Below are 20,543 nucleotides of genomic sequence, written 5' to 3'. Positions count from 1 at the left end.
CCCCTTCACCATCCCTTCCGAGGAGACCGGCCGATGACCGAAACACCACTTCTGAAAGTCCGCAATCTCTCGCGGTTCTACGGCAACCGGATCGGCTGTTCCGACGTCTCCTTCGACCTCTGGCCGGGCGAGGTGCTGGCGATTGTCGGCGAGAGCGGGTCGGGCAAGACCACCCTGCTCAACTGCATTTCCACGCGGCTGATGCCGACCACCGGCAGCGTCGAATACCATATGCGCGACGGGCAGTACCGCGAACTCTACCATATGGGCGAGGCCGAGCGGCGCCTGCTGATGCGCACCGACTGGGGCTTTGTCCACCAGAACCCGGCCGATGGCCTGCGCATGACGGTGTCGGCCGGCGCCAATGTCGGCGAGCGGCTGATGGCGGTTGGCGACCGGCATTACGGCAAGATCCGCGAGACGGCGAGCGACTGGCTGGAGCGTGTCGAGATCAGCACCGACCGGATCGACGACCAGCCGCGCGCCTTTTCCGGCGGCATGCGCCAGCGCCTGCAGATCGCCCGCAACCTGGTGACCGGCCCGCGTCTGGTCTTCATGGACGAGCCGACCGGCGGCCTCGATGTCTCGGTGCAGGCCCGCCTGCTCGATCTGGTGCGCGGCCTCGTGCACGATCTCGGTCTTTCGGCGATCGTCGTTACCCACGATCTCGCCGTCGCCCGGCTGCTGTCGCACCGGATGATGGTGATGAAGGACGGCAATGTCATCGAACATGGACTGACCGACCGGGTGCTCGACGATCCGCGTCAGCCCTATACCCAGCTGCTGGTCTCGTCGATCCTGCAGGTCTGAGAAGGAGATTTTTCAACGATGGCTACACCTCTCGTGGTTTCCGAAGTCGCCAAGAGCTTCGTCATGCATCTGCGCGACGGGCTCACTCTGCCGGTCGTCTCCAATGTCACCTTCTCGGTCGCCTCGGGTGAATGCGTCGTACTCGGTGGTCCCTCGGGCATCGGCAAGAGCTCGATACTGAAGATGGTCTACGGCAATTACGGCGTCGACACCGGCCAGATCCTGGTCGAGCATGACGGACGCATCGTCGATCTGGCGACCGCCGATCCGCGGCTGGTCATCGACATCCGGCGCGCGACGCTCGGCTATGTCAGCCAGTTCCTGCGCACCGTGCCGCGGGTGGGCACGCTCGACATCGTTGCCGAGCCGCTGCTTGCGCGTGGTGTCGACGCGGAACAGGCCCGCGCTCGGGCCGAAGAACTTCTCGACATGCTGAACCTGCCGCGCGATCTCTGGACCCTGCCGCCGGCCACCTTTTCCGGCGGCGAGCAGCAGCGCGTCAACATCGCCCGCGGCTTCATCACCGATCACCGCATCCTGCTGCTCGACGAACCGACCGCCTCGCTGGACGCCACCAATCGCGGGGTCGTGGTCGACATGATCCGCGCCAAGAAGCGCGAGGGTGTCGCCCTGCTCGGCATCTTCCACGACGAGGAAGTGCGCGAGATCGTCGCCGACCGTATTCTCGACGTCAGCGCCTTCTCGCCGCGAAAGGCCGCCGCATGAGCCGCCTGCCCCTGTCCGAGGTGCCGGCGATCCATGACAGCGCATCGGTCGAAAACAGCAGGCTCGGTCGCTTTACCAAGGTGGCCGAGTTCTGCCGCATCCGCGACTGCGAGATCGGCGACTATTCCTACGTCATGGAACACGGCCATCTATGGAATACCGTGATCGGCAAATTCTCCAACATCGCCTCCTTCGTGCGCTCCAATGCGACCAACCATCCGGTCGAGCGGGCGACGCTGCACCACTTCACCTACCGGGCCGGCGACTATTGGCCGGGCGTCGAGGAGGACGAGACCGACTTCTTCGAAGCCCGGCGTGCCGCGCCCGTCATAATCGGCCACGATACCTGGATCGGCCATGGCGCGACGATCCTGCCCGGGATCACCGTCGGCAATGGCGCGGTGATCGGAACGGGCGCCGTCGTGACCCGGGATGTCGCCCCCTACACGATCGTCGGCGGGGTGCCGGCCAAGCTGATCCGGGAGCGGTTTTCGGCCGAACTCGGAGCTGCGATGGACGCCCTTTGCTGGTGGGACTGGCAGCATGAAAGACTGCATGCCGCCTTGTCAGATTTCCGTCATCTTTCCGCCCAGCGCTTCATCGCGAAATATAGCTGAGGGCCCTGGCCCGCAAGGCCTCGGCAATTTCACAATTCGTTCATGGAACTGACACGCGCACTTCATTCAGCCCCGATAATCCGGGGGGTATATTTTCACCGCGAATGAGACGCGCGCATGCATTTCGAACTGAAAAACGTGACCCGACGCTTTGGCCCGAAAACGGCCGTGGACAATGTCTGCGCCGTCATCCCGCAGGGACAGATGGTCGGGGTGATCGGTCGTTCCGGGGCGGGCAAGTCGACGCTGCTGCGGATGATCAACCGGCTGGCGGACCCGTCCTCCGGATCGATCCGCTTCGGCGATCTGGAGGTGTCGTCGCTGAAGGGTCAGGCCCTGCGCAACTGGCAGCGCGACTGCGCGATGATCTTCCAGCAGTTCAACCTCGTGCCGCGCCTCGATGTGCTGACCAATGTGCTGCTCGGCCGGCTGAACCACCGTTCGACGACGCTGAGCGTGCTCAACATCTTCTCCCGCGAAGAGCGGATCATGGCGATCGCCGCGCTCGAGCGTCTCGGCATCGAGCAGACGGCACTGCAGCCGGCCGGCACGCTGTCGGGCGGCCAGCAGCAGCGTGTGGCAATTGCCAGGGCGCTGATGCAGGAGCCGAAAATGGTGCTGGCCGACGAGCCGATCGCCTCGCTCGACCCGTTGAACGCCAAGATCGTGATGGATGCGCTGCGCGACATCAACGCGCGCGAAGGCATTACCGTCGTCACCAATCTGCACACGCTCGACACCGCCCGCAGCTATTGCCAGCGCATCATCGGCATGGCGGGCGGCCGGGTCGTGTTCGACGGTCCACCCGAACAGCTAACCAGCGAGGCCGTTCGGCTGATCTACGGCGCCGACAATTCCGGCAACGAGATCGACGAAAGCATGACCTCGACCGCCATCAACAAGCCGGTCAAACGCCCGGCCGCCATGAAATCCGCCGAGGCGCTGGCCGTCTGAGCGACGCCTTCAGCCCCGCAAGATCGTATGCCCGCGTCAAGGGCGCCTTTCCCAATGTCATCCGCCGGCGGTCAGCCGGACGAACTGGAGATGAGCTCATGTTGAAGAAGACCCTGCTTGCCACCGTCGCGCTCATGTCGCTCGCCGGCGTTGCTGCTGCCGAAGACCTGAAGGAATTTCGCGTCGGCATCCTCGGCGGCGAAAACGAAGCCGACCGCCTGCGCAACTACCAGTGCCTTCAGGACGACCTGAAGAAGGAATTCGGCTTCGAGAAGGTCTCGCTGTTCCCGGCCGCCGATTATGACGGCGTGATCCAGGGCCTGCTCGGCGGCACGCTCGATTTCGCCGAACTCGGCGCGTCCGGCTATGCCAAGGCCTATCTGTCCGACCCGAAGGCCGTCGAACCGATCCTGACGACCGTCCAGACCGACGGCTCGATGGGCTATCACTCGGTCATGGTTGCCCGCAAGGATTCGGGCATGACCAAGGTCACCGACATCAAGGGCAAGAAGCTCGGTTTTGCCGATCCGGACTCCACCTCCGGCTACCTGATCCCGACGGTTACCCTGCCGGAAGCCCTCGGCGGCGTACCGATCAAGGAATTCGTCGCCTCGACCGGCTTCGGCGGCGGTCATGAAAACCTGGTTCTCGAAGTGCTGAAGGGCACCTTCGACGCCGGCACGACCTGGGCATCGGGCGTCGGCGAGTTCAAGGACGGCTACACTTCCGGCAATCTGCGCAAGATGGTCGACAAGGGCGAACTCAACATGGACGACCTGGTCGAGCTGTGGCAGTCGCCGCTGATCCCGAACGGCCCGATCGTCGTTCGCTCCTCGATGGACGCCGACATGAAGACCAGGATCAAGGACTTCTTCACGGCCCTTCCGAAGACCGACGCGGCCTGCTTCGCCGCTGTCGAAGGTGGTGACTACACAGGCTATGCCGAGGTCAATGTCGACTTCTACAAGCCGATCATCGACGCCCGCAAGGCGACCATCGGCGGCTGATACGCCAGCCACCCGAACAAACACGCCGCCGGGACGGAGACGCTCCCGGCGGCGCCGATTTGATTTTCGTGCGACACCCGCATCCCTCGCCGAGAGGTAGCCGTTTCCATGTCTTCCCTGACCATCCAGACCCCTGAACTTGGAGAAGGCGGTGCCCTGATCGAGCGCCATTGGCAGGAACTGGCGCGCAGCCGGCGGCTTTACACGGCCGTCGCCATCCTCTTCCTCGCGTTTGCGCTCGGCGGATCACTCTGGTTTGCCAATGCGAGCAATTCGGGCAAGTTCTTCGACCGGCTGCCGCATGTCTTCGACTTTATCGGCGACCTCGTTCCCAGGGATACGCTGGAAGTCTGGCGGGCGATGTTCGACCGCGCCTCGCCCTATTACGACGGCAGCCTGAAATACGACTATCCGGAGGGGCGCTACTACATCACGCAGAGCCTCTATATCCCCGAATATTTCTACAAGATGGCCGAAACGCTGAACATCGCGCTGGCGGCAACAATTATCGGCTTTCTGTTCGGCGGCGTCCTGTCGTTCTTTGCCGCCCGCAACATGATGCCCAATCCCTGGGTACGCGGCGCCGCGCGCCGGGTGATGGAAGTGCTGCGCGCCTTTCCCGAAATCGTGCTGGCCGGCTTCTTCCTCGCCATCCTGTCGCTCGGGCCGATCCCGGCGATGATCGCGGTTTCGATCCATACCATCGGCGCGCTCGGCAAGCTCTATTTCGAAGTGATCGAGAATGCCGACATGAAGGCGGACGAGGGTTTGCGCGCCGTCGGTGCCAGCTGGATCGAGCGGGTCTGGTTCGGCATGGTGCCGCAGGTCATGCCGAATTTCGTCAGCTATTTCCTGCTGCGCCTGGAAATCAACGTACGCGCCTCGACCATTATCGGCGCCGTCGGCGGCGGCGGCATCGGCGAGCAGTTGCGGCTGTCGATCAGCCGCGGACACGAGGCAAAGACGCTGGCGATCGTGCTGCTGCTGTTCATCACCATCATTGCCGTCGACAATCTGTCGGCCTTCCTCAGGCGCAAGCTGGTCGGCGACCAGGCCTTCCAGGCGGTGGCATAGGAGATCACGGACATGACCACACTGACCATGGCCGAACTGTCCGCCATCGAGGCGCGCCATCCTGACCTGATGAAGCCGCGCTTCTGGTCGGTCTACCGGATCCCGATCGCGGCTGTCACGATCGCGCTCTACTTTCTGTTCTGCTGGTGGTTCTTCGCCATCGGGCATGTGCTTTCAACATCCAACTGGGGCATTGCCAGCATCTATCTCGCCGACTGGGTGTCCTACGAGGAACGGCCGGACATCGACATCGCCGCCGACGGCACCATGCAGGTGAAATGGGGACGCTACGACCCGATCGGTCCCAACCCGGACCCCGACTGGCTGGTCACCGAGACGAAGACCGTGACCCGGACGATCGAGACGGGCGGGTCGGCAGAGGCTGCCCCTGCGCAGCCCAAATCCTCCTTTTCCTTCGTCGCCCCCGTCAATCGCGGCACCGCGGACGCAGAGACTGCCGAGAAGACCGAGACGCGCACCGAAACCGTGGTCAGCCATGCGCTGGTGCAGATGAGCCGGACGAGCGCGATCGACGTCTCTCCGCCGGAGGTGATGGTCACCCATGGCGATCAGCGGCTGCAGTTGAAATTCGGCGCCGACGGCAGCGTCACCCCCAGCGGCGCGCTTCCCGACTGGGCCACCCAGCGGGCCCCCGGCGAGAAGGTCGTCGTCTCCTTCGGCTTTCCCGGCTGGGCCGAGATACGCTCCGACGCCATCAAGGTGCACAAGCGCTATTTCGGCTGGGAGAATTTCTTCTTCGACATCGACAGCAGGCTTTTCGGCAAAAGCTGGGGGCAGATCGCCCGGCTGATCTGGTCGGGCGATCGCCTGGACCCGGCGCAGAGCAACCTGTCGCTGGCAATCAACGATTTTCTCTACAATCCGTCCTGGCAGCATCTCGATGTCTGGAGCAAGCTGCTGCAGACCGTGGTGATGGCCTTTGTCGGCACGCTGCTTGCCTCGCTCATCGCCTTCCCACTGGCCTTCATCGCGGCGCGCAACATTACCCGCAACAAGCCGCTCAACCAGGTGACAAAGCGCTTCTTCGACTTCCAGCGCTCGGTCGACATGTTCATCTGGGCGCTGTTCTTCACCCGCGCCTTCGGTCCGGGGCCGCTTGCCGGCATCGCGGCGATCTTCTTCACCGACACCGGCACGCTGGGCAAGCTCTATGCCGAGGCGCTGGAAAACATCGACGACAAGCAGCGCGAGGGCGTGAAGTCGGTCGGCGCCTCGCCGCTTTCCATCCAGCGCTTCGGCGTGCTGCCGCAGGTGCTGCCGGTGTTTGCCAGCCAGGCGCTGTATTTCTGGGAATCGAACACGCGCTCGGCCACCATCATCGGCGCCGTCGGTGCGGGCGGCATCGGCCTGAAACTCTGGGAAGCCATGCGCACCAACCAGGACTGGGAAAATGTCGGCTATATGGTGGTGCTCATTCTGATTGTTGTATTTGTCTTCGATACGCTTTCCAATGCGCTGCGCTCCCGACTCATGGGAACCCGCAAACGATCGTGACGACAACCACCCGCTAGGACCTTCCATTGCGCTACGCAGTCTATTTCACGCCGCCCGCCGATGATCCGCTGACCCTTGCCGCCAGCGCCTGGCTTGGCCGCAATGCCTTTACCGGGCAGACCTTTTCTCCCGAGCCCGTGCCGGAATTGACGTCCGAGCGGCTCGTCGAGCTGACGGCCGATCCGCGTCGCTATGGTTTCCACGCCACGCTGAAGGCGCCATTTGCTCTGGCGGAAGGACAGTCGCAGGCCGATCTCGAAGCAGCTCTCGCGGCGTTCTGCAAGACAACCCGTAGCTTCGCGATCCCGAATGCGGTGATTGGCCAGCTCGGGGCCTTTTTTGCCATTGTGCCGGCAGAGGTCTATCCGCAGCTGCAAGATTTCGCCGCATCGGTAGTCGAAACCTTCGAGCCGTTCCGGGCGCCCCTCAGCGACGCCGACATCGCCCGCCGCAAGCCGGAGAGGCTGACGCCGGAGCAGCACGAAAACCTGATGCGCTGGGGCTACCCCTACGCCTTCGACACCTTCCGTTTCCACATGACGCTGACCGGCCAGGTGCCGGTCGCCGAACAGCCCGCGATGGGCGACATCCTGCACCGCCGCTTTGCCACCTTCACCGGCCGGCCGCTGAAGATCGGCGGTCTCGGACTTTACGTCGAGACGGCCCGCGGCGAACCCTTTTCCGTCCACTCCTGGCTGCCGCTTGCCGGCGCCTGACATCTGAAAGCCAAGACCCATGCCGACTGAACTCGTCCTGTCCAATGCCCGCATCGTTCTGGAGGACCGGATCCTTGAAGGATCCGTTGTCGTCCGCGATGGCGAGATCGCCGAGATCGCGGAAGGCGCCATCGGTATCGGCGAGGATTTCGGTGGCGACTACCTGATAGCAGGCCTTGTCGAGCTGCACACAGACCACCTGGAATCGCACTATTCACCGCGGCCCGGCGTGCGCTGGGACAAGACCTCGGCGATCCAGGCGCATGATGCCCAGGTGGTGACCTCCGGCATCACCACGGTGTTCGACTGCCTGCGGATGGGCTCGGACGAGGACGGCGGTTTCGACCGCGGCGAGATGCGGGGCATGGCGGATGCGATCCAGGCGGCCGAGCGCGACGACCGGCTGCGGGCACAGCATTTCATCCACCTGCGCTGTGAAGTCGCGTCCGACAATGTGCTCGATCATGTCTCGGACTTCGAGAAGGACAGTCACGTGCGGCTGGCCTCGCTGATGGATCATTCCCCGGGCCAGCGGCAGTTCCAGACGATGGAGCAATACACCCTCTACTACAAGACCAAGCGCGGCCTGTCGGACGAGGCCTTCGCCCGCTTCGTCGAGGGACGCCGTGCCATGTCGGCCCGCTATTCCGATCTGCACCGCAATACGCTTGCCAAACTCTGCGCTGAACGCGGTATCACCGTGGCCAGCCATGACGATGCGACGCTTGCCCATGTCGAGGAAGCCAAGGGCCACGGCGTGAGGCTGGCGGAATTTCCGACCAGCATGGAAGCCGCCGAGGCGTCCCATGGCGCCGGCATGAGCGTGCTGATGGGCGCGCCGAACGTGGTGCGCGGCAAGTCGCATTCCGGCAATATCGCCGCCCGTGACCTCGCCGAGCGCGGCGTGCTCGACGTGCTTTCGTCCGACTATGTTCCGCTCAGCCTGTTGCACGCGCCTTTCGTCCTGGCGGACGATTTCGACGCCATTTCCCTGCCGCAGGCGCTGGCCATGGTGACCGCAACACCGGCCCGGACCGTCGGTCTCGACGATCGCGGCCGCATTGCCGTGGGGCTTCGCGCCGATCTCGTGCGGGTGCGCCGCACAGCAGGCGTGCCGGTTGTGCGCTCTGTCTGGCGGGAAGGCGAGCGGGTGGCCTGATGCCGGATGACGGAGCAAGAGGCCGCGGAACGCTGGTGGCCGTCGTGGGGCCGAGCGGGGTGGGAAAAGATACGCTGATGAACGAGGCGCTCGCCCATTTCGGCGCGCGGGGCGACCTGCATCTGGTCCAGCGGGTGATCACCCGGCCGGTCGATGCGGGCGGCGAAAACCACCGCGCCGTCGAGCATCCGGAATTCGCGGCCCTCAAGGATGCCGGCGCCTTTGCCGTCTCCTGGGATGCGCATGGTCTGCGCTACGGCATTCCGGCAGCTGTCCACGAGAAGCTGGCGCTCGGCCATCTGGTGATCGCCAACGGTTCGCGCTCGGCACTGCCCCGCTTCGCCGAGGTGTTCGATCCGCTGCTGGTGATCAATATCGTGGCGCGGCCCGAAGTTCTGGCCTCGCGCCTGGAGAAGCGCGGGCGCGAGACCCGCGAGGACATCCTGCGGCGGCTGAAGCGCGGCTCGCTGGAGGTACGAGGCCCCTTTCATGTCGTGACGATCGACAACAGCGAGGACCTCGCCACCGCCACACGCCAGCTGGTGGCGACCCTCTCCCCCCTGCTCGGCGCCCCGCAGACGGCCTGAGCCGGCTTATCGCGGGTCGCCGATCCTTTCCACGGCCGACAGCATGGATTGCGCGTGCAGAAGCGCGGCCCCCGCCGTCTCGACCATCGGCGCCAGCACCAGCCATTCCAGCGTCCAGGCACTGCCGGACCGTTCCTGCTCATGCACCAGTGCCTGATGGATGGCCGAGAGCTGGGTGGCATTGTAGCGCGCCAGCGTGACCAGCAATTCGGCCCGCACCGGGTTCTGCTTGTGCGGCATGGCCGATGAACCGCCGGCGCCGGAGATCTTGATCGCGCCGATGCCGTTCTGCGCCATCAGCGCCGCATCCTGCCCGATCTTGCCGAGCGTCCCGGTCAACCGCGACAGCCAGTTGGCAAGGTCGGCGATGCGGCCACGATCGGCATGCGGCACATAGTCGGGAACGCCAAGGCCAAGCGCGTCGGCCATGTGCGCGCGAACGGGGTCGATGCTGCCGCCGAACTTCTCGGCGGTACCGGCCGCACCGGCAAGCGTCAGGATCTCGATCGCCGCACGGACCCGGGGCAAATCCTCGGCCACGCGCAAAACCGACATGCGCCAGTTGCTGACCCGGTCACCGACCGTGATCTCGATCGCCGCCTGCATGCGCGAGCGCGCCATCAGCGGCGCATCGCCGAACTGCTCGATCAGATCGTCGAACACGGCGTCGAGCGCCGTCAGCCGCTCTTCGAAAGTGTCGAAGACCGGCTTCAGCGTCAGGGCCAGCGCCGTGTCGATGACATCCTGGCTGGTCGCGCCGATATGGACCGCGGCTGCAGCTTCACCGCCGACGGCCTCGCGGATCTGCCGGACGAGATCGGGCACGACAACGCCATCACGCAGGGCTGCATCGGTCAGGCGCGCCAGATTGGGCGTGAAACGGTCGATGGCCGCAGCGATGCTGGTCGCAGCACCCGGACCGATCATGCCGACGGCGGCCTCGGCCCGCGCCAGCGCCTTTTCGAAGGCGAGCATGGCTGCCAGGTCGGCTTCGGTGGACAGCAGGCTGGCAATCTCGGCATCGCCCAGCAGCCGGTCGAGAAAGGAAAGACCTGTCAGCGCCATGCCCGTCAGACCCGCTCGAGCGCCACGGCAATGCCCTGGCCGACGCCGATGCACATGGTCGCCAGCGCATAGTGTCCGCCGGACAAGGACAGTTCCAGCGCTGCCGTGCCGGCAATCCGGGCGCCGGACATGCCGAGCGGATGGCCAAGGGCGATGGCACCGCCATTCCTGTTGACGCGGGCGTCGTCGTCGGCAATGCCGAGCTGGCGCAGCGTGGCAAGTCCCTGCGAGGCGAAGGCCTCGTTGAGCTCGATCACGTCGAACTGGTCCTGCGTCATGCCGAGCCGCGCCATCAGCTTTTGCGACGCCGGTGCGGGGCCGATGCCCATGACGCGCGGCGGCACGCCGGCGGTCGCGCCGCCAATCACCCTGACAATCGGGGAGAGGCCATATTTCCGCACCGCCGCCTCTGAGGCGACGATGAGGGCCGCGGCACCATCGTTGACGCCGGATGCATTGCCGGCGGTTACCGTGCCACCCTCCTTCTTGAAGGGGGTCTTCAGCTTGGAAAGCGTCTCGATGGTCGTGGCACGCGGATGCTCGTCGGTGTCGACGACAACCGGGTCGCCCTTGCGCTGCGGGATGGTAACGGCGACGATCTCGCGCGCCAGTCGCCCGTTCTCCTGCGCGGCGGCGGCCTTGGCCTGCGAGCGCACGGCGAAGGCATCCTGGTCCTCGCGGCTGACCTTGTAATCTTCCGCAACGTTCTCGCCGGTCTCCGGCATGGAATCGACGCCGTACTGCTTCTTCATCAGCGGGTTGACGAAGCGCCAGCCGATCGTCGTGTCGTAGATCTCGGCATTGCGCGAAAAGGCGGTCTCGGCCTTGGGCATGACGAAGGGCGCACGGCTCATGCTTTCGACGCCACCGGCAATCATCAGTTCGGCCTCGCCGGCCTTGATCGCGCGGGCCGCCATGATCAGCGCGTCCATGCCCGAACCGCAGAGACGGTTGACCGTGGTGCCGGTGACGGAGGCCGGATAGCCGGCCAGCAGCAGCGACATGCGTGCCACGTTGCGATTGTCTTCGCCCGCCTGGTTGGCGCAGCCGAAGATCACGTCGTCGATCGCCTCGATATCCAGCTTCGGGTTGCGCTCGATCAGCGCCTTCAGCGGGATCGCGCCGAGGTCGTCGGCCCTGACACTGGACAAGGAACCGCCGAAGCGGCCGATGGGCGTGCGGATATAGTCGCAGATGAATGCATCACTCATGGCATCAGTCCTCAAAGCTCGGGTACGACGAGGTCGGCGACCGCACCGTCGATGTGCAGGGGCGCTCCGGTCATAGCCTGAAGCTCGTCCATCGTCATGTCCGCAAGCTTCTCGCGCACAACGAACTTGCCGTCGACAATGTCGATGACCGCATGGCTGGTATAGACACGCGTGATACAGCCGACGCCGGTCAGCGGAAAGCTGCAGGCATCGACCAGCTTCGGCTCGCCCTTCTTCGTCATGTGCTCCGTAATGACGAAGACCTGCTTGGCGCCATGCACCAGGTCCATCGCGCCGCCGACGGCCGGCACGCCCTTGGAGCCGACCCGCCAGTTGGCGAGATCGCCGTTCTGCGCCACCTGGTAGGCACCGAGAATGGCGACGTCGAGATGGCCACCGCGCACCATGGCGAAGCTGTCCGCATGGTGGAAGAAGGCTGCCCCCGGCTTCAGCGTGACGGCCTTCTTGCCGGCATTGATGAGGTCCCAGTCTTCCTCGCCCTCGGCCGGCGGTTCGCCGAAGTCGAGAATGCCGTTCTCGGTATGGAAGATCGCCTGCCGGCTGTCGGGCTGGTAGCGGGCGACCATTTCCGGAAAGCCGATGCCGAGATTGACATAGGCGCCGTCTTCGATGTCCTGCGCTGCACGCCAGGCGATCTGGGCGTTGGAAAGCTTGATGTCGTCACGTGTGTCCACGGGCTGCTTGTCCTCGGTCATGCGTAGGCCACTCCGGCTCGGATGAGCTCTTCTTCCTGCTTGGGATCGGCGATCTCGACGACGGAGTCGACGAAGATGCCGGGGGTGACGACATGTTCGGGATCGATGCCGCCGGGCTGGACGATCCGCGACACCTGCGCGATCGTGGTCGCCGCCGCCATGCACATCAGCGGGTTAAAGTTACGGCCTGCCTTGTTGTAGGTAAGGTTGCCATGGGTGTCGCCGAGTTCGCCCTTGACGATGGCGAAATCGGCCTTCAGCCAGCGTTCCTGCACATAGGGACGGCCGTCGAATTCCGCGATCGGTTTGCCTTCGGCCAGCTCGGTGCCATAGGCGGTTGGGGTATAGAAAGCCGGAATGCCGGCACCGCCGGCGCGGATACGCTCGGCTAGCGTTCCTTGCGGGACCAGTTCCAGCGCGATTTCGCCGGCCAGATAACGATCGGTGAAGGCGCGCGGATCGGAGGAGCGCGGAAAGGAGCAGATCATCTTCGCCACGAGACCGGCGTCGATCATCGCGGCGATGCCGATTCGGCCATTGCCGGCATTGTTGTTGATCACGGTCAGGCCCTTCGGCCCCTTGTCGATCAAGGCGTGGATCAGCTCGATCGGTGCGCCCGATCCGCCGAAGCCGCCGATCATCACCACCGCGCCATCGCCGATCCCGGCAACGGCCTCTGCCGCGCTACTGATAGTCTTGTCCATAAAGCGTCCTCCATTCCGGCCGCCGGATCATCTCGGCAGTCGATTTCGATGAGGAAACTACGCCTGCCGTGGGTCGACAGCAAGGCATCTGTGCGTTATATGACATTTGTTCGTATATCGCACACATTCAGGAAGGCGCCGAGGCAATGACGGCCAGGGAACGGGATATCATGGGCGGCCTTGCCAAGGGGCTCCGCGTCATCGAGGCCTTCAGCGCCGAACAGCCGCGCCTGTCGATCGCCGAAGCCGCCAAGATCGCCGAACTCGACCGTGCAACCACCCGGCGCTGCCTGCTGACGCTGGCGGAGATGGGCTATGCCGCCTATGACGGAAAGTTCTTCACCCTGACGCCGCGGGTCTTGCGGCTCGGCACCGGATGCCTGGCCGCCATGCCGCTGCCGCGCATTGTCCAGCCGGTGCTCGACCTGCTGTCGCAGGAGATCGGCGAGAGCACCTCCGTCTCCATCCTCGACGAGACCGAAATCGTCTATGTCGCGCGGTCGGCGCAGCGGCGGGTGATGTCGATCGCGCTGATGCCGGGCTCGCGGCTGCCGGCCTATTGCACCTCGATGGGCCGGGTGCTGCTCGCAGCACTCGGCGAGACCGAGGCAAGGGCGCTTCTGGTGCGCGCCCATCCGATCGCGCGGACCGGCCGCACGGTGACCGATATCGACCGGTTGATGGATATCCTTCAGGAAACCCGTGCAGACGGCCATGCGGTGATCGACCAGGAGGTCGAGATCGGCCTGCGTTCGATTGCCGTGCCGCTCCGGAACATGCGCGGCCAGACGGTGGCGGCGTTGAATGTCGGGCTTTCGGCCGGGACGGAGAGTATCGACGATATCAAGGCGCGCTATCTGCCGGCGCTCAATCGGGTACAGGCGGAACTGGCACGGGTTCTCGCCTGAAAGCAGACCGGCGAACCATGGCGCGCCGCAAAGGGCGCGCCATGCAAAGTCTCAGATGTCGAAGAACACCGTCTCGTCTGCGCCCTGCAGGCGGATGTTGAAGGTATAGGTATCGCCTTCGCGCTCAGCGATGAGGGTGGGAACGCGCACCTTGTGCTCGATCCGGGCCAGCACCGGATCCTGCGCATTCGCCTCTTCCTCGTCACCGAAATACATCCGCGTCTGCAGGCCGATATTGATGCCGCGGGCAACGATCCAGAAGGTGATGTGCGGCGCCATCAGCCGGCCGTCGTTGAACGGCACGCGGCCCGGCTTGATCGTCTCGAAGACGAATTCGCCGGTCGCCATGTCTCCGGGGCAACGGGCCCAGCCGAAGAAGTTCGGATCGGCCGTGCCGCGGGTTTCCGACGGGCTGTTGTAGAAACCGTCGGCGTCGGCCTGCCAGATCTCGATCAGTGCATCCTTCAGCGGCGTCTGCGCGCCATCGAACACATGCCCGCGCACGGTGATGCGCTCGCCCTTGGTCTTGTCGTTGTAGAGCGGGCCGGAGCCGAGATCGGTGTCGTAGACGCCTTCGATGCCGGAGAAATTCGGCGTGCAGCCGATATGGACGTAAGGGCCTGCGGTCTGCGACGGCAGTTCCTTCAGATAACCGAGCGACTGGACCATCAATTGCCCTCCTTGCGGTTTTCGAAGAATGTCGAGCGTCGGCCGCGCAGCACGATGTCGAACTTGTAGGCGCGCATGTCATGCGGCACGGTGGCGGCCATGTCGAGCGGCGCGATCAGGCGCTTGATCGCCTCCTCGTCGGGAATGGTCTTGACGATCGGGCAGATCCAGATCAGCGGGTCGCCCTCGAAATACATCTGGGTGATCAGCCGCTGGGCAAAGCCATGGCCGAAGACCGAGAAATGGATATGGGCCGGGCGCCAGTCGTTGACGCCGTTGGGCCAGGGATAGGGACCCGGCTTGATCGTCTTGAACCAGTAATAGCCGTCATCGTCGGCAATCGTGCGGCCGAAACCGCCAAAATTCGGGTCGAGCGGCGCCAAATAGGTTTCCTTCTTGTGGCGATAGCGGCCGCCGGCATTGGCCTGCCAGAACTCGACCAGCGCGCCTGAGACGCCCTTGCCGCGCTCGTCAACCACCCGGCCATGGACGATGATCCGCTGGCCGATCGGCATTTCGCCGGGCTTGGCGTAGTTGAGGATCAGGTCGTTGTCGAGCTCGCCCAGCATGTTGTGACCGAAGACCGGGCCGGTCACCTCGCTTTTCGTGCCGTCGAGCGAAATCAGGGCACGCTGCGGCGAGCGCAGCACGGTGGTCTTGTACCAGGGCGTATAGGCCGGCGGATGCATGGCGCGATCGCGGGCAAAAAAGCCTCCGGTTTCCGGTGGTGTATTCTTCATCGGCCCTCCTCCCTGACTGCCGCACCCATCTCCTGATAGGTCTTCTTGATGATCTTGATCGCGTGGTTGGCGGCCGGCACGCCGGCATAAATCGCCACATGCAGCATCGCCTCCACCAGATCGTCCTTCGTCGCCCCCGTGTTGGCGGTGGCGCGCACATGCATGGCCACCTCCTCGTCCTGGCCAAGGGCGGCCAGAAGCGCGATCGTCACCATCGATCGCTCGCGCTTCGACCATTGCGGGCGGGACCAGACATGGCCCCAGGCCGCTTCGGTGATGAGATCCTGGAACGGTGCGTCGAAATCCGTCTTCGCCGCCTCCGCCCGGTCGACATGCGCATCGCCAAGCACCGCCCGGCGCGTCGCCATGCCCTGATTGTAACGGTCGGACGGATTTTCTGCCATGACGCTCCTCAAGTCTTGCGGATAAATTGCTGGATCAGGGCCGCCAGCGCCTCGGGTTGTTCGACGCAGGGAATATGGCCGCAGCCCTCGATCACCTGCAGCGAGGCACCGGGGATCCGCTCGGAGGCGGCGCGTACCAGTTCGGGCGGGGTCGAGCCATCCTGGTCGCCGACGACGAGCAGTGTCGGCACGGAGATGGTCGGCAGGATGTCGCTGAAATCGGTGTCGCGGATCGCCTCACAGGTGGAGATGTAACCGCTTGCGGGCTGGCGCTCGAACATCACCCGGTAGCCGTCGAGATCCTCGTCGCGTTCCTCGTGGAAATGAGGCGTGAACCATTTTTCCATGACGCCGTCGGCGATGCTGGCCATGCCGTTATCGCGGATGGCCTTGATCCTCGCGTTCCAGGTGTCGGCAACGCCGATCTTCGGCGCGGTGTCGCAGAGCACGATCTTGCGCACCAGCTCGGGCCGCTTCGCATAGAGACCCTGAACAATCAGGCCACCGACCGAGAGGCCGCAGAACACGGCTTTCTTGATGCCGACGTGCTCGACGAGACCGGCAAGGTCCTCGACGAGATCATCCATGCCGAACGGTTTGTCGGCGCCGCCGGACAGCCCGTGTCCACGCGAGTCATAGACCAGTACCGAGACATTGTCGGCCAGTTCGTCGAAGACCGGGAGCCAGATGCGGAAATCCGTGCCGAGGGAATTGGAAAAGACAATCAGGTTGCGGGCGTCTGGATCTCCCAGCAACTCGTAATGAACGACGATCCCGTTGATATGGGCGAATGCCATGGATAGCTCCTCTTGGGCAAAACGATATTCAGCTGCAAAGGTTTGGTAAAATGATATTATCGCCTCAACGCATAACCATTCGGGTATGAATTGTGGACAGCCGGATCAAGTTTCGCCATCTCCAAACCCTGCTTGAGGTCGCACGTCATAGCAGCATCGGCAAGGCCGCCGATGCGCTATCCGTCACCCAGCCGGCGGTTTCGCGCACCTTGCGCGAGCTCGAGGACATGCTCGGCGTGCCGCTGGTCGAGAAGGAGGGGCGGGGCATCCGCATCTCGCATTTCGGCGAGGTCTTCCTGCGCCATGCGGGCGAAAGCGTTGCCGCCGTGCAGCGGGGCATCGACGAAGTCGCGCAGGTGCAGATGTCGGAGGGACCACCCGTGCGGATCGGTGCGCTTCCGACCTCGTCCACCACCTTCCTGCCCGATGCTATCGCAAGCTTCCTCGCGCGCCGGACCGGCAGCCAGGTGACCATCGTCTCCGGCGAGAACCGCACCCTGCTCGAACAGCTGCGGGTCGGCGATCTCGACCTGGTGGTCGGACGGCTGGCGGCACCCGAGCGGATGACGGGACTGTTCTTCGAGCCGCTTTACAGCGAGGAGGTGACGATCGTCACGCGATCGGGCCATCCGCTGGCGGCCAAGCGGCATTTCGCGCTACAGGCACTTGCCAATTATACCGTGCTGATGCCGACCCGCGAATCGGTGATCCGGCCCTTTGTCGAGCGCATCCTGCTGACCAACGGCATTCCCGAACTGCCCGACACGATCGAGACGGTGTCCGACAGTTTCGGCCGCGCCTTCACCGCCAACCATGACGCGGCCTGGATCATTTCGCGCGGCGTGGTGATCGACGACATCCGGGCCGGCCGCTTCGTCGAACTGCCTGTCGACATGAAGGAGACGCGTGGTGCCGTCGGGCTGACGACGCAGGCGCAGGCCGAGCCGAGCGCTGCCCTGGTGCTCGTCAAGCAGGTGATCCGCGAGCATGTGCGGGCAAGGCTGGGGCCGTTCTGAGACGCCGCGCCCTGCCCCGCAGGCGGCAGGTTCAGTGCGCCTCGTCCCAGTTGTGGGCTGCGCGCGCATCGACCTTCAGCGGCACCTTCATCGAGATGGCCGGCATGGCTGCACTTTCCATCACCTCGACCACCAGCGGCGTGACCGCATCGACGGCCTCGTCCTCGACCTCGAAGATCAGTTCGTCATGGACTTGCAGCAGCATGCGTGCGCGGTCGTCGAGACCGGCAGCTTTCAGCGCCGGCTCGATCTTGACCATGGCGCGGCGGATGACATCGGCGGCCGAGCCCTGGATCGGCGCATTGATCGCGGCCCGCTCGTTGAAGGCCCGCACGGAAGGATTGGACGAACGAATCTCGGCATAGTGCGCGCGGCGCCCAAAGATCGTCTCGACATAGCCGTGTTCGCGGGCAAAGGCCTTTGTCGCGTCCATGTAGTCGCGAATGCCCGGGAAGCGTTCGAAATATTTCTTGATATAATCCGAGGCCTCGGAACGCTCGATGGCGAGCTGGTTGGCGAGACCGAAGGCGGAAATGCCGTAGATGATGCCGAAATTGATCGCCTTGGCGCGGCGACGCACCTCGGACGGCATGCCCTCGACGGGAACGCCGAACATTTCCGACGCCGTCATCGCGTGGATGTCGATATTGTCGGCAAAGGCCTGGCGCAGCTGCGGAATGTCGGCAACGTGGGCAAGCACGCGAAGCTCGATCTGGCTGTAGTCGGCCGAGAGCAGCTTGTGGCCGGGCGTCGAGATAAAGGCCGTGCGGATCTTGCGCCCCTCGGCCGTGCGCACCGGAATGTTCTGCAGGTTCGGCTCCGACGACGACAGGCGCCCGGTGGTGGTGGACGCCAGCGAGTAGGAGGTATGGACACGCTTGGTCTCGGGGTGGACATAGGTCGGCAGTGCGTCGGTATAGGTCGATTTCAGCTTGGTCAGCTGGCGCCAGTCGACGATCTTGCGCGGCAGCGGCTCGCCACCGGCCGCCAGATCCTCGAGCACCGAGGCCGAGGTCGACCACTGGCCGCTCTTGGTCTTTGAACCGCCCGACAGCCCCATCTTGCCGAACAGGATATCGCCGAGCTGCTTGGGCGAACCGATATTGAAACGTTCGCCGGCCAGTTCGTAGATGTCTTCCTCGAAGGCGGCGGCCTTCTGCGCCAGTTCGCCCGACAGCCTCGACAGGATCTGCCGGTCGACCGTGACGCCGCGCTCTTCCATGCGGGCGAGCACCGGCACCAGCGGGCGCTCCAGCCGCTCGTAGACGCGCACCAGCCCGCGCTCGGCGAGCTGCGGCTTCAGCACCAGCCAGAGGCGCAGGGTGACGTCGGCATCCTCGGCGGCATATTCGGTCGCCTTGGCAATCTCGACGCGATCGAAGGTGACCTGCGCCTTGCCGGAACCGGCCACCTCCTTGAAAGCGATCGGCGTGTGGCCGAGCCAGCGCTCGGACAGCGCATCCATGCCATGCGAGCCGATGCCGGCCTCGAGCACATAGGAAATCAGCATGGTGTCGTCGAACGGCGCCGTGTCGATGCCGTAGCGTTTCATCAGCAGATAGTCGTATTTGAGGTTCTGGGCGACCTTCAGCACCGAGGGATCCTCGAGCAGCTCCTTCAGCAGCGCCAGCGCCTCGTCCATCGGGACCTGCCCGTCGACCAGTTTCAGCCCGTCGCTGAAAAGATCATCGCCACCGCTCTTGTGGCCGAGCGGGATATAGCAGGCGCGGATGTCGCCCGGCGCCGGCGAGGCGGCATCGCCGGCAAGGGCGAGCGATACGCCGGCAAGCTCGGCCTGCATCGGGTCGAGCGAGGTCGACTCGGTATCGAAGGCGACAAGGCCTGCTTCGCGCGCGGCCGCAATCCAACCCTTCAGCGTCTCGATATCCCGCACCGTCTGATAGATGGAGCGATCGACAGGCACATCCTTGAAGGCGGCAAGCCTTGCAGCGGCAAGCTCCGACGGGCGCATGCCCTCGCCGTCCGCGCCAGCAGCGCCGTCCCGGGCGGGTGCGGATGCCTTGCCGGCAGCGGCAGCGTCGCCGCCCTCGCCCGCATCGAGATCGGGACCATGGGCGGCGGCACCCCATTCGACGGCAACCTCCGCCGGCTCGACATCGGCCGCGGCGGCGCCGGTCGCATCGGCGACACGGCGGGTCAGCGTGGTGAACTGCATGGTCTTCAGAAAGCCGATCAGCTTCGGCCCGTCCTGCGGCTCGAGAACCAGAGCGTCGAGATCGAGCTGCAGCGGCACGTCGGTGCGCAGCGTCACCAGCTGGCGCGAGATCTGCACCAGCTCGCGGCTGGCGATGATATTCTCGCGGCGCTTGTTCTGCTTTATCTCCTCGGCGCGGGACAGCAGCGTGTCGAGGTCGCCGAATTCCTCCAGCAGCTGGGCCGCCGTCTTCGGCCCGATGCCGGGGACGCCCGGAACATTATCGGTGGAATCGCCGGTCAGCGCCTGCAGGTCGATCATCTTTTCCGGCGGCACGCCCCATTTCTCGATGACGTCGGGAATGCCGATCTGCTTGTCCTTCATGCTGTCATACATGTGGACATTGGCGGTGACGAGCTGCATCAGGTCCTTGTCGGAGGAGACGATCGTCACGTCCGCGCCGATCGCTTCGGCAGCACGAGCATAGGTGGCGATGATGTCGTCGGCTTCGAAACCCTCGGTCTCGATGCAGGGCAGATTGAAGGCGCGGGTCGCCTCGCGGATCAGACCGAACTGCGGCACGAGGTCTTCCGGCGGCGCCGAACGGTTGGCCTTGTATTCGGGATAAAGATCCTTGCGGAAGGTCTGCGACGAATAGTCGAAGATCACCGCCAGATGGGTCGGGGTGACACCGACCGACGTGTCGCGCGCATCCGTCAACAGCTTCCAGAGCATGTTGCAGAAGCCCGAGACCGCCCCCACCGGCAAGCCGTCCGACTTGCGGGTCAGCGGCGGCAAAGCGTGAAAGGCGCGGAAGATGAAGCCCGAGCCGTCGACAAGGAAAAGATGATCGCCTTTTTTCATGGCTCACTGCTTAGCGCGGGCGGCGGAAAAGGTCCATGCCGATCCGGACCGCCAAGCCGTCTGACAACAGGGATTGCCGCCATGTTCTGACAGTGCCGGAAGCCCTGTTTTGCAGGCCGATCCAACCTT

The 20,543-nt window shown here is 64.5% G+C and carries 21 protein-coding genes; 12 read left to right on the top strand and 9 right to left on the bottom strand.

The features are described from left to right. The first annotated feature begins 33 nt into the window (after nucleotides 1-33). From phnK to phnN, 10 genes are all read left to right on the top strand, one after another. Nucleotides 34-810 (top strand): phosphonate C-P lyase system protein PhnK, encoded by a 777-nt coding sequence (gene phnK, locus J2Z17_RS15585; protein WP_209946549.1) that lies wholly within the window; start codon nucleotides 34-36, stop codon nucleotides 808-810. Between the two features lie 18 nt (nucleotides 811-828). Further along, a complete protein-coding gene (phnL, locus tag J2Z17_RS15580) occupies nucleotides 829-1,536 on the top strand; it encodes a phosphonate C-P lyase system protein PhnL (protein WP_209946548.1) in 708 nt (235 codons plus the stop codon). Further along, the gene (locus tag J2Z17_RS15575; RefSeq protein WP_209946547.1) at nucleotides 1,533-2,153 is read left to right on the top strand and encodes a DapH/DapD/GlmU-related protein; all 621 of its coding nucleotides are present in this window, start codon (nucleotides 1,533-1,535) and stop codon (nucleotides 2,151-2,153) included. The genes phnL and J2Z17_RS15575 overlap by 4 nt, the downstream gene beginning before the upstream one ends. Nucleotides 2,154-2,270: 117 nt before the next feature. Then, entirely contained in the window at nucleotides 2,271-3,107 is an 837-nt protein-coding gene (phnC, locus tag J2Z17_RS15570; protein ID WP_209946546.1) for a phosphonate ABC transporter ATP-binding protein, read from the top strand. A gap of 98 nt (nucleotides 3,108-3,205) precedes the next feature. Then, on the top strand, nucleotides 3,206-4,114 hold the full coding sequence (phnD, locus tag J2Z17_RS15565) for a phosphonate ABC transporter substrate-binding protein (protein WP_209946545.1): 909 nt from the start codon (nucleotides 3,206-3,208) through the stop codon (nucleotides 4,112-4,114). 108 nt (nucleotides 4,115-4,222) lie between these two features. Next, nucleotides 4,223-5,188 (top strand): phosphonate ABC transporter, permease protein PhnE, encoded by a 966-nt coding sequence (gene phnE, locus J2Z17_RS15560; RefSeq protein WP_209946544.1) that lies wholly within the window; start codon nucleotides 4,223-4,225, stop codon nucleotides 5,186-5,188. Nucleotides 5,189-5,200: 12 nt separating this feature from the next. After that, entirely contained in the window at nucleotides 5,201-6,703 is a 1,503-nt protein-coding gene (gene phnE, locus J2Z17_RS15555; RefSeq protein WP_209946543.1) for a phosphonate ABC transporter, permease protein PhnE, read from the top strand. A 26-nt stretch (nucleotides 6,704-6,729) separates the two neighbouring features. Further along, a complete protein-coding gene (locus J2Z17_RS15550) occupies nucleotides 6,730-7,419 on the top strand; it encodes a DUF1045 domain-containing protein (RefSeq protein ID WP_209946542.1) in 690 nt (229 codons plus the stop codon). A 19-nt stretch (nucleotides 7,420-7,438) separates the two neighbouring features. Beyond that, nucleotides 7,439-8,578 carry an alpha-D-ribose 1-methylphosphonate 5-triphosphate diphosphatase gene (locus tag J2Z17_RS15545; RefSeq protein WP_209946541.1) on the top strand — a complete coding sequence of 380 codons (1,140 nt, stop codon included), beginning with the start codon at nucleotides 7,439-7,441 and terminating at the stop codon, nucleotides 8,576-8,578. Then, nucleotides 8,578-9,165, top strand: coding sequence for a phosphonate metabolism protein/1,5-bisphosphokinase (PRPP-forming) PhnN (phnN, locus tag J2Z17_RS15540; protein WP_209946540.1), 588 nt, complete (start codon nucleotides 8,578-8,580; stop codon nucleotides 9,163-9,165). The genes J2Z17_RS15545 and phnN overlap by 1 nt, the downstream gene beginning before the upstream one ends. Before the next feature lie 6 nt (nucleotides 9,166-9,171). On the opposite strand, the gene J2Z17_RS15535 is transcribed toward phnN, so the two are convergent. Genes J2Z17_RS15535 through J2Z17_RS15520 form a run of 4 tightly spaced genes read right to left on the bottom strand, consistent with a single transcriptional unit; the run spans nucleotide 9,172 to nucleotide 12,861 of the window. Next, nucleotides 9,172-10,230, bottom strand: coding sequence for a 3-carboxy-cis,cis-muconate cycloisomerase (locus J2Z17_RS15535; RefSeq protein ID WP_209946539.1), 1,059 nt, complete (start codon nucleotides 10,228-10,230; stop codon nucleotides 9,172-9,174). A gap of 5 nt (nucleotides 10,231-10,235) precedes the next feature. Next, the gene (gene pcaF, locus J2Z17_RS15530) at nucleotides 10,236-11,441 is read right to left on the bottom strand and encodes a 3-oxoadipyl-CoA thiolase (protein ID WP_209946538.1); all 1,206 of its coding nucleotides are present in this window, start codon (nucleotides 11,439-11,441) and stop codon (nucleotides 10,236-10,238) included. Between the two features lie 11 nt (nucleotides 11,442-11,452). Further along, complete coding sequence (locus J2Z17_RS15525; protein WP_209946537.1) at nucleotides 11,453-12,157, bottom strand: CoA transferase subunit B; 705 nt, start codon at nucleotides 12,155-12,157, stop codon at nucleotides 11,453-11,455. Beyond that, nucleotides 12,154-12,861: a 3-oxoacid CoA-transferase subunit A gene (locus tag J2Z17_RS15520; protein ID WP_209946536.1), complete on the bottom strand. Its 708-nt coding sequence runs from the start codon at nucleotides 12,859-12,861 to the stop codon at nucleotides 12,154-12,156. The genes J2Z17_RS15525 and J2Z17_RS15520 overlap by 4 nt, the downstream gene beginning before the upstream one ends. 146 nt (nucleotides 12,862-13,007) lie before the next feature. Between J2Z17_RS15520 and J2Z17_RS15515 the strand changes: the two genes are divergently transcribed. Beyond that, nucleotides 13,008-13,769, top strand: coding sequence for an IclR family transcriptional regulator domain-containing protein (locus J2Z17_RS15515; RefSeq protein ID WP_209946535.1), 762 nt, complete (start codon nucleotides 13,008-13,010; stop codon nucleotides 13,767-13,769). 51 nt (nucleotides 13,770-13,820) lie between these two features. Here the strand turns inward: J2Z17_RS15515 and pcaG are convergent, their stop codons facing one another. Genes pcaG through pcaD form a run of 4 tightly spaced genes read right to left on the bottom strand, consistent with a single transcriptional unit; the run spans nucleotide 13,821 to nucleotide 16,379 of the window. Further along, nucleotides 13,821-14,438, bottom strand: a complete 618-nt coding sequence (gene pcaG, locus J2Z17_RS15510) for a protocatechuate 3,4-dioxygenase subunit alpha (RefSeq protein ID WP_209946534.1) — start codon at nucleotides 14,436-14,438, stop codon at nucleotides 13,821-13,823. Next, complete coding sequence (gene pcaH, locus J2Z17_RS15505) at nucleotides 14,438-15,178, bottom strand: protocatechuate 3,4-dioxygenase subunit beta (RefSeq protein ID WP_209946533.1); 741 nt, start codon at nucleotides 15,176-15,178, stop codon at nucleotides 14,438-14,440. The genes pcaG and pcaH overlap by 1 nt, the downstream gene beginning before the upstream one ends. Continuing rightward, entirely contained in the window at nucleotides 15,175-15,582 is a 408-nt protein-coding gene (gene pcaC / locus J2Z17_RS15500) for a 4-carboxymuconolactone decarboxylase (protein WP_377300156.1), read from the bottom strand. The genes pcaH and pcaC overlap by 4 nt, the downstream gene beginning before the upstream one ends. An 8-nt stretch (nucleotides 15,583-15,590) precedes the next feature. Continuing rightward, nucleotides 15,591-16,379 (bottom strand): 3-oxoadipate enol-lactonase, encoded by a 789-nt coding sequence (gene pcaD, locus J2Z17_RS15495; RefSeq protein WP_209946531.1) that lies wholly within the window; start codon nucleotides 16,377-16,379, stop codon nucleotides 15,591-15,593. A gap of 89 nt (nucleotides 16,380-16,468) precedes the next feature. Here pcaD and pcaQ point away from each other — a divergent pair, with 89 nt between their 5' ends. Further along, nucleotides 16,469-17,395 (top strand): pca operon transcription factor PcaQ, encoded by a 927-nt coding sequence (gene pcaQ, locus J2Z17_RS15490; protein ID WP_209946645.1) that lies wholly within the window; start codon nucleotides 16,469-16,471, stop codon nucleotides 17,393-17,395. A gap of 31 nt (nucleotides 17,396-17,426) precedes the next feature. Here the strand turns inward: pcaQ and polA are convergent, their stop codons facing one another. Next, nucleotides 17,427-20,414 carry a DNA polymerase I gene (gene polA, locus J2Z17_RS15485; RefSeq protein ID WP_209946530.1) on the bottom strand — a complete coding sequence of 996 codons (2,988 nt, stop codon included), beginning with the start codon at nucleotides 20,412-20,414 and terminating at the stop codon, nucleotides 17,427-17,429. Nucleotides 20,415-20,543: the final 129 nt, after the last annotated feature.

This window comes from Heterorhizobium halophytocola (assembly GCF_017873095.1).
Taxonomy (GTDB): domain Bacteria; phylum Pseudomonadota; class Alphaproteobacteria; order Rhizobiales; family Rhizobiaceae; genus Allorhizobium; species Allorhizobium halophytocola.
The sequence above is the reverse complement of the archived record's forward strand: the minus strand, read 5'-3'. Positions and strand labels throughout refer to the sequence as shown.

What these genes read in the sequence shown, in the direction of transcription:
- phnK (WP_209946549.1), top strand. Translation starts at nt 34, where the DNA reads ATGACCGAAACACCACTTCTGAAAGTCCGCAATCTCTCGCGGTTCTAC.
- phnL (WP_209946548.1), top strand. Translation starts at nt 829, where the DNA reads ATGGCTACACCTCTCGTGGTTTCCGAAGTCGCCAAGAGCTTCGTCATG.
- J2Z17_RS15575 (WP_209946547.1), top strand. Translation starts at nt 1,533, where the DNA reads ATGAGCCGCCTGCCCCTGTCCGAGGTGCCGGCGATCCATGACAGCGCA.
- phnC (WP_209946546.1), top strand. Translation starts at nt 2,271, where the DNA reads ATGCATTTCGAACTGAAAAACGTGACCCGACGCTTTGGCCCGAAAACG.
- phnD (WP_209946545.1), top strand. Translation starts at nt 3,206, where the DNA reads ATGTTGAAGAAGACCCTGCTTGCCACCGTCGCGCTCATGTCGCTCGCC.
- phnE (WP_209946544.1), top strand. Translation starts at nt 4,223, where the DNA reads ATGTCTTCCCTGACCATCCAGACCCCTGAACTTGGAGAAGGCGGTGCC.
- phnE (WP_209946543.1), top strand. Translation starts at nt 5,201, where the DNA reads ATGACCACACTGACCATGGCCGAACTGTCCGCCATCGAGGCGCGCCAT.
- J2Z17_RS15545 (WP_209946541.1), top strand. Translation starts at nt 7,439, where the DNA reads ATGCCGACTGAACTCGTCCTGTCCAATGCCCGCATCGTTCTGGAGGAC.
- phnN (WP_209946540.1), top strand. Translation starts at nt 8,578, where the DNA reads ATGCCGGATGACGGAGCAAGAGGCCGCGGAACGCTGGTGGCCGTCGTG.
- J2Z17_RS15535 (WP_209946539.1), bottom strand. Translation starts at nt 10,230, where the DNA reads ATGGCGCTGACAGGTCTTTCCTTTCTCGACCGGCTGCTGGGCGATGCC.
- pcaF (WP_209946538.1), bottom strand. Translation starts at nt 11,441, where the DNA reads ATGAGTGATGCATTCATCTGCGACTATATCCGCACGCCCATCGGCCGC.
- J2Z17_RS15525 (WP_209946537.1), bottom strand. Translation starts at nt 12,157, where the DNA reads ATGACCGAGGACAAGCAGCCCGTGGACACACGTGACGACATCAAGCTT.
- J2Z17_RS15520 (WP_209946536.1), bottom strand. Translation starts at nt 12,861, where the DNA reads ATGGACAAGACTATCAGTAGCGCGGCAGAGGCCGTTGCCGGGATCGGC.
- J2Z17_RS15515 (WP_209946535.1), top strand. Translation starts at nt 13,008, where the DNA reads ATGACGGCCAGGGAACGGGATATCATGGGCGGCCTTGCCAAGGGGCTC.
- pcaG (WP_209946534.1), bottom strand. Translation starts at nt 14,438, where the DNA reads ATGGTCCAGTCGCTCGGTTATCTGAAGGAACTGCCGTCGCAGACCGCA.
- pcaH (WP_209946533.1), bottom strand. Translation starts at nt 15,178, where the DNA reads ATGAAGAATACACCACCGGAAACCGGAGGCTTTTTTGCCCGCGATCGC.
- pcaC (WP_377300156.1), bottom strand. Translation starts at nt 15,582, where the DNA reads ATGGCAGAAAATCCGTCCGACCGTTACAATCAGGGCATGGCGACGCGC.
- pcaD (WP_209946531.1), bottom strand. Translation starts at nt 16,379, where the DNA reads ATGGCATTCGCCCATATCAACGGGATCGTCGTTCATTACGAGTTGCTG.
- polA (WP_209946530.1), bottom strand. Translation starts at nt 20,414, where the DNA reads ATGAAAAAAGGCGATCATCTTTTCCTTGTCGACGGCTCGGGCTTCATC.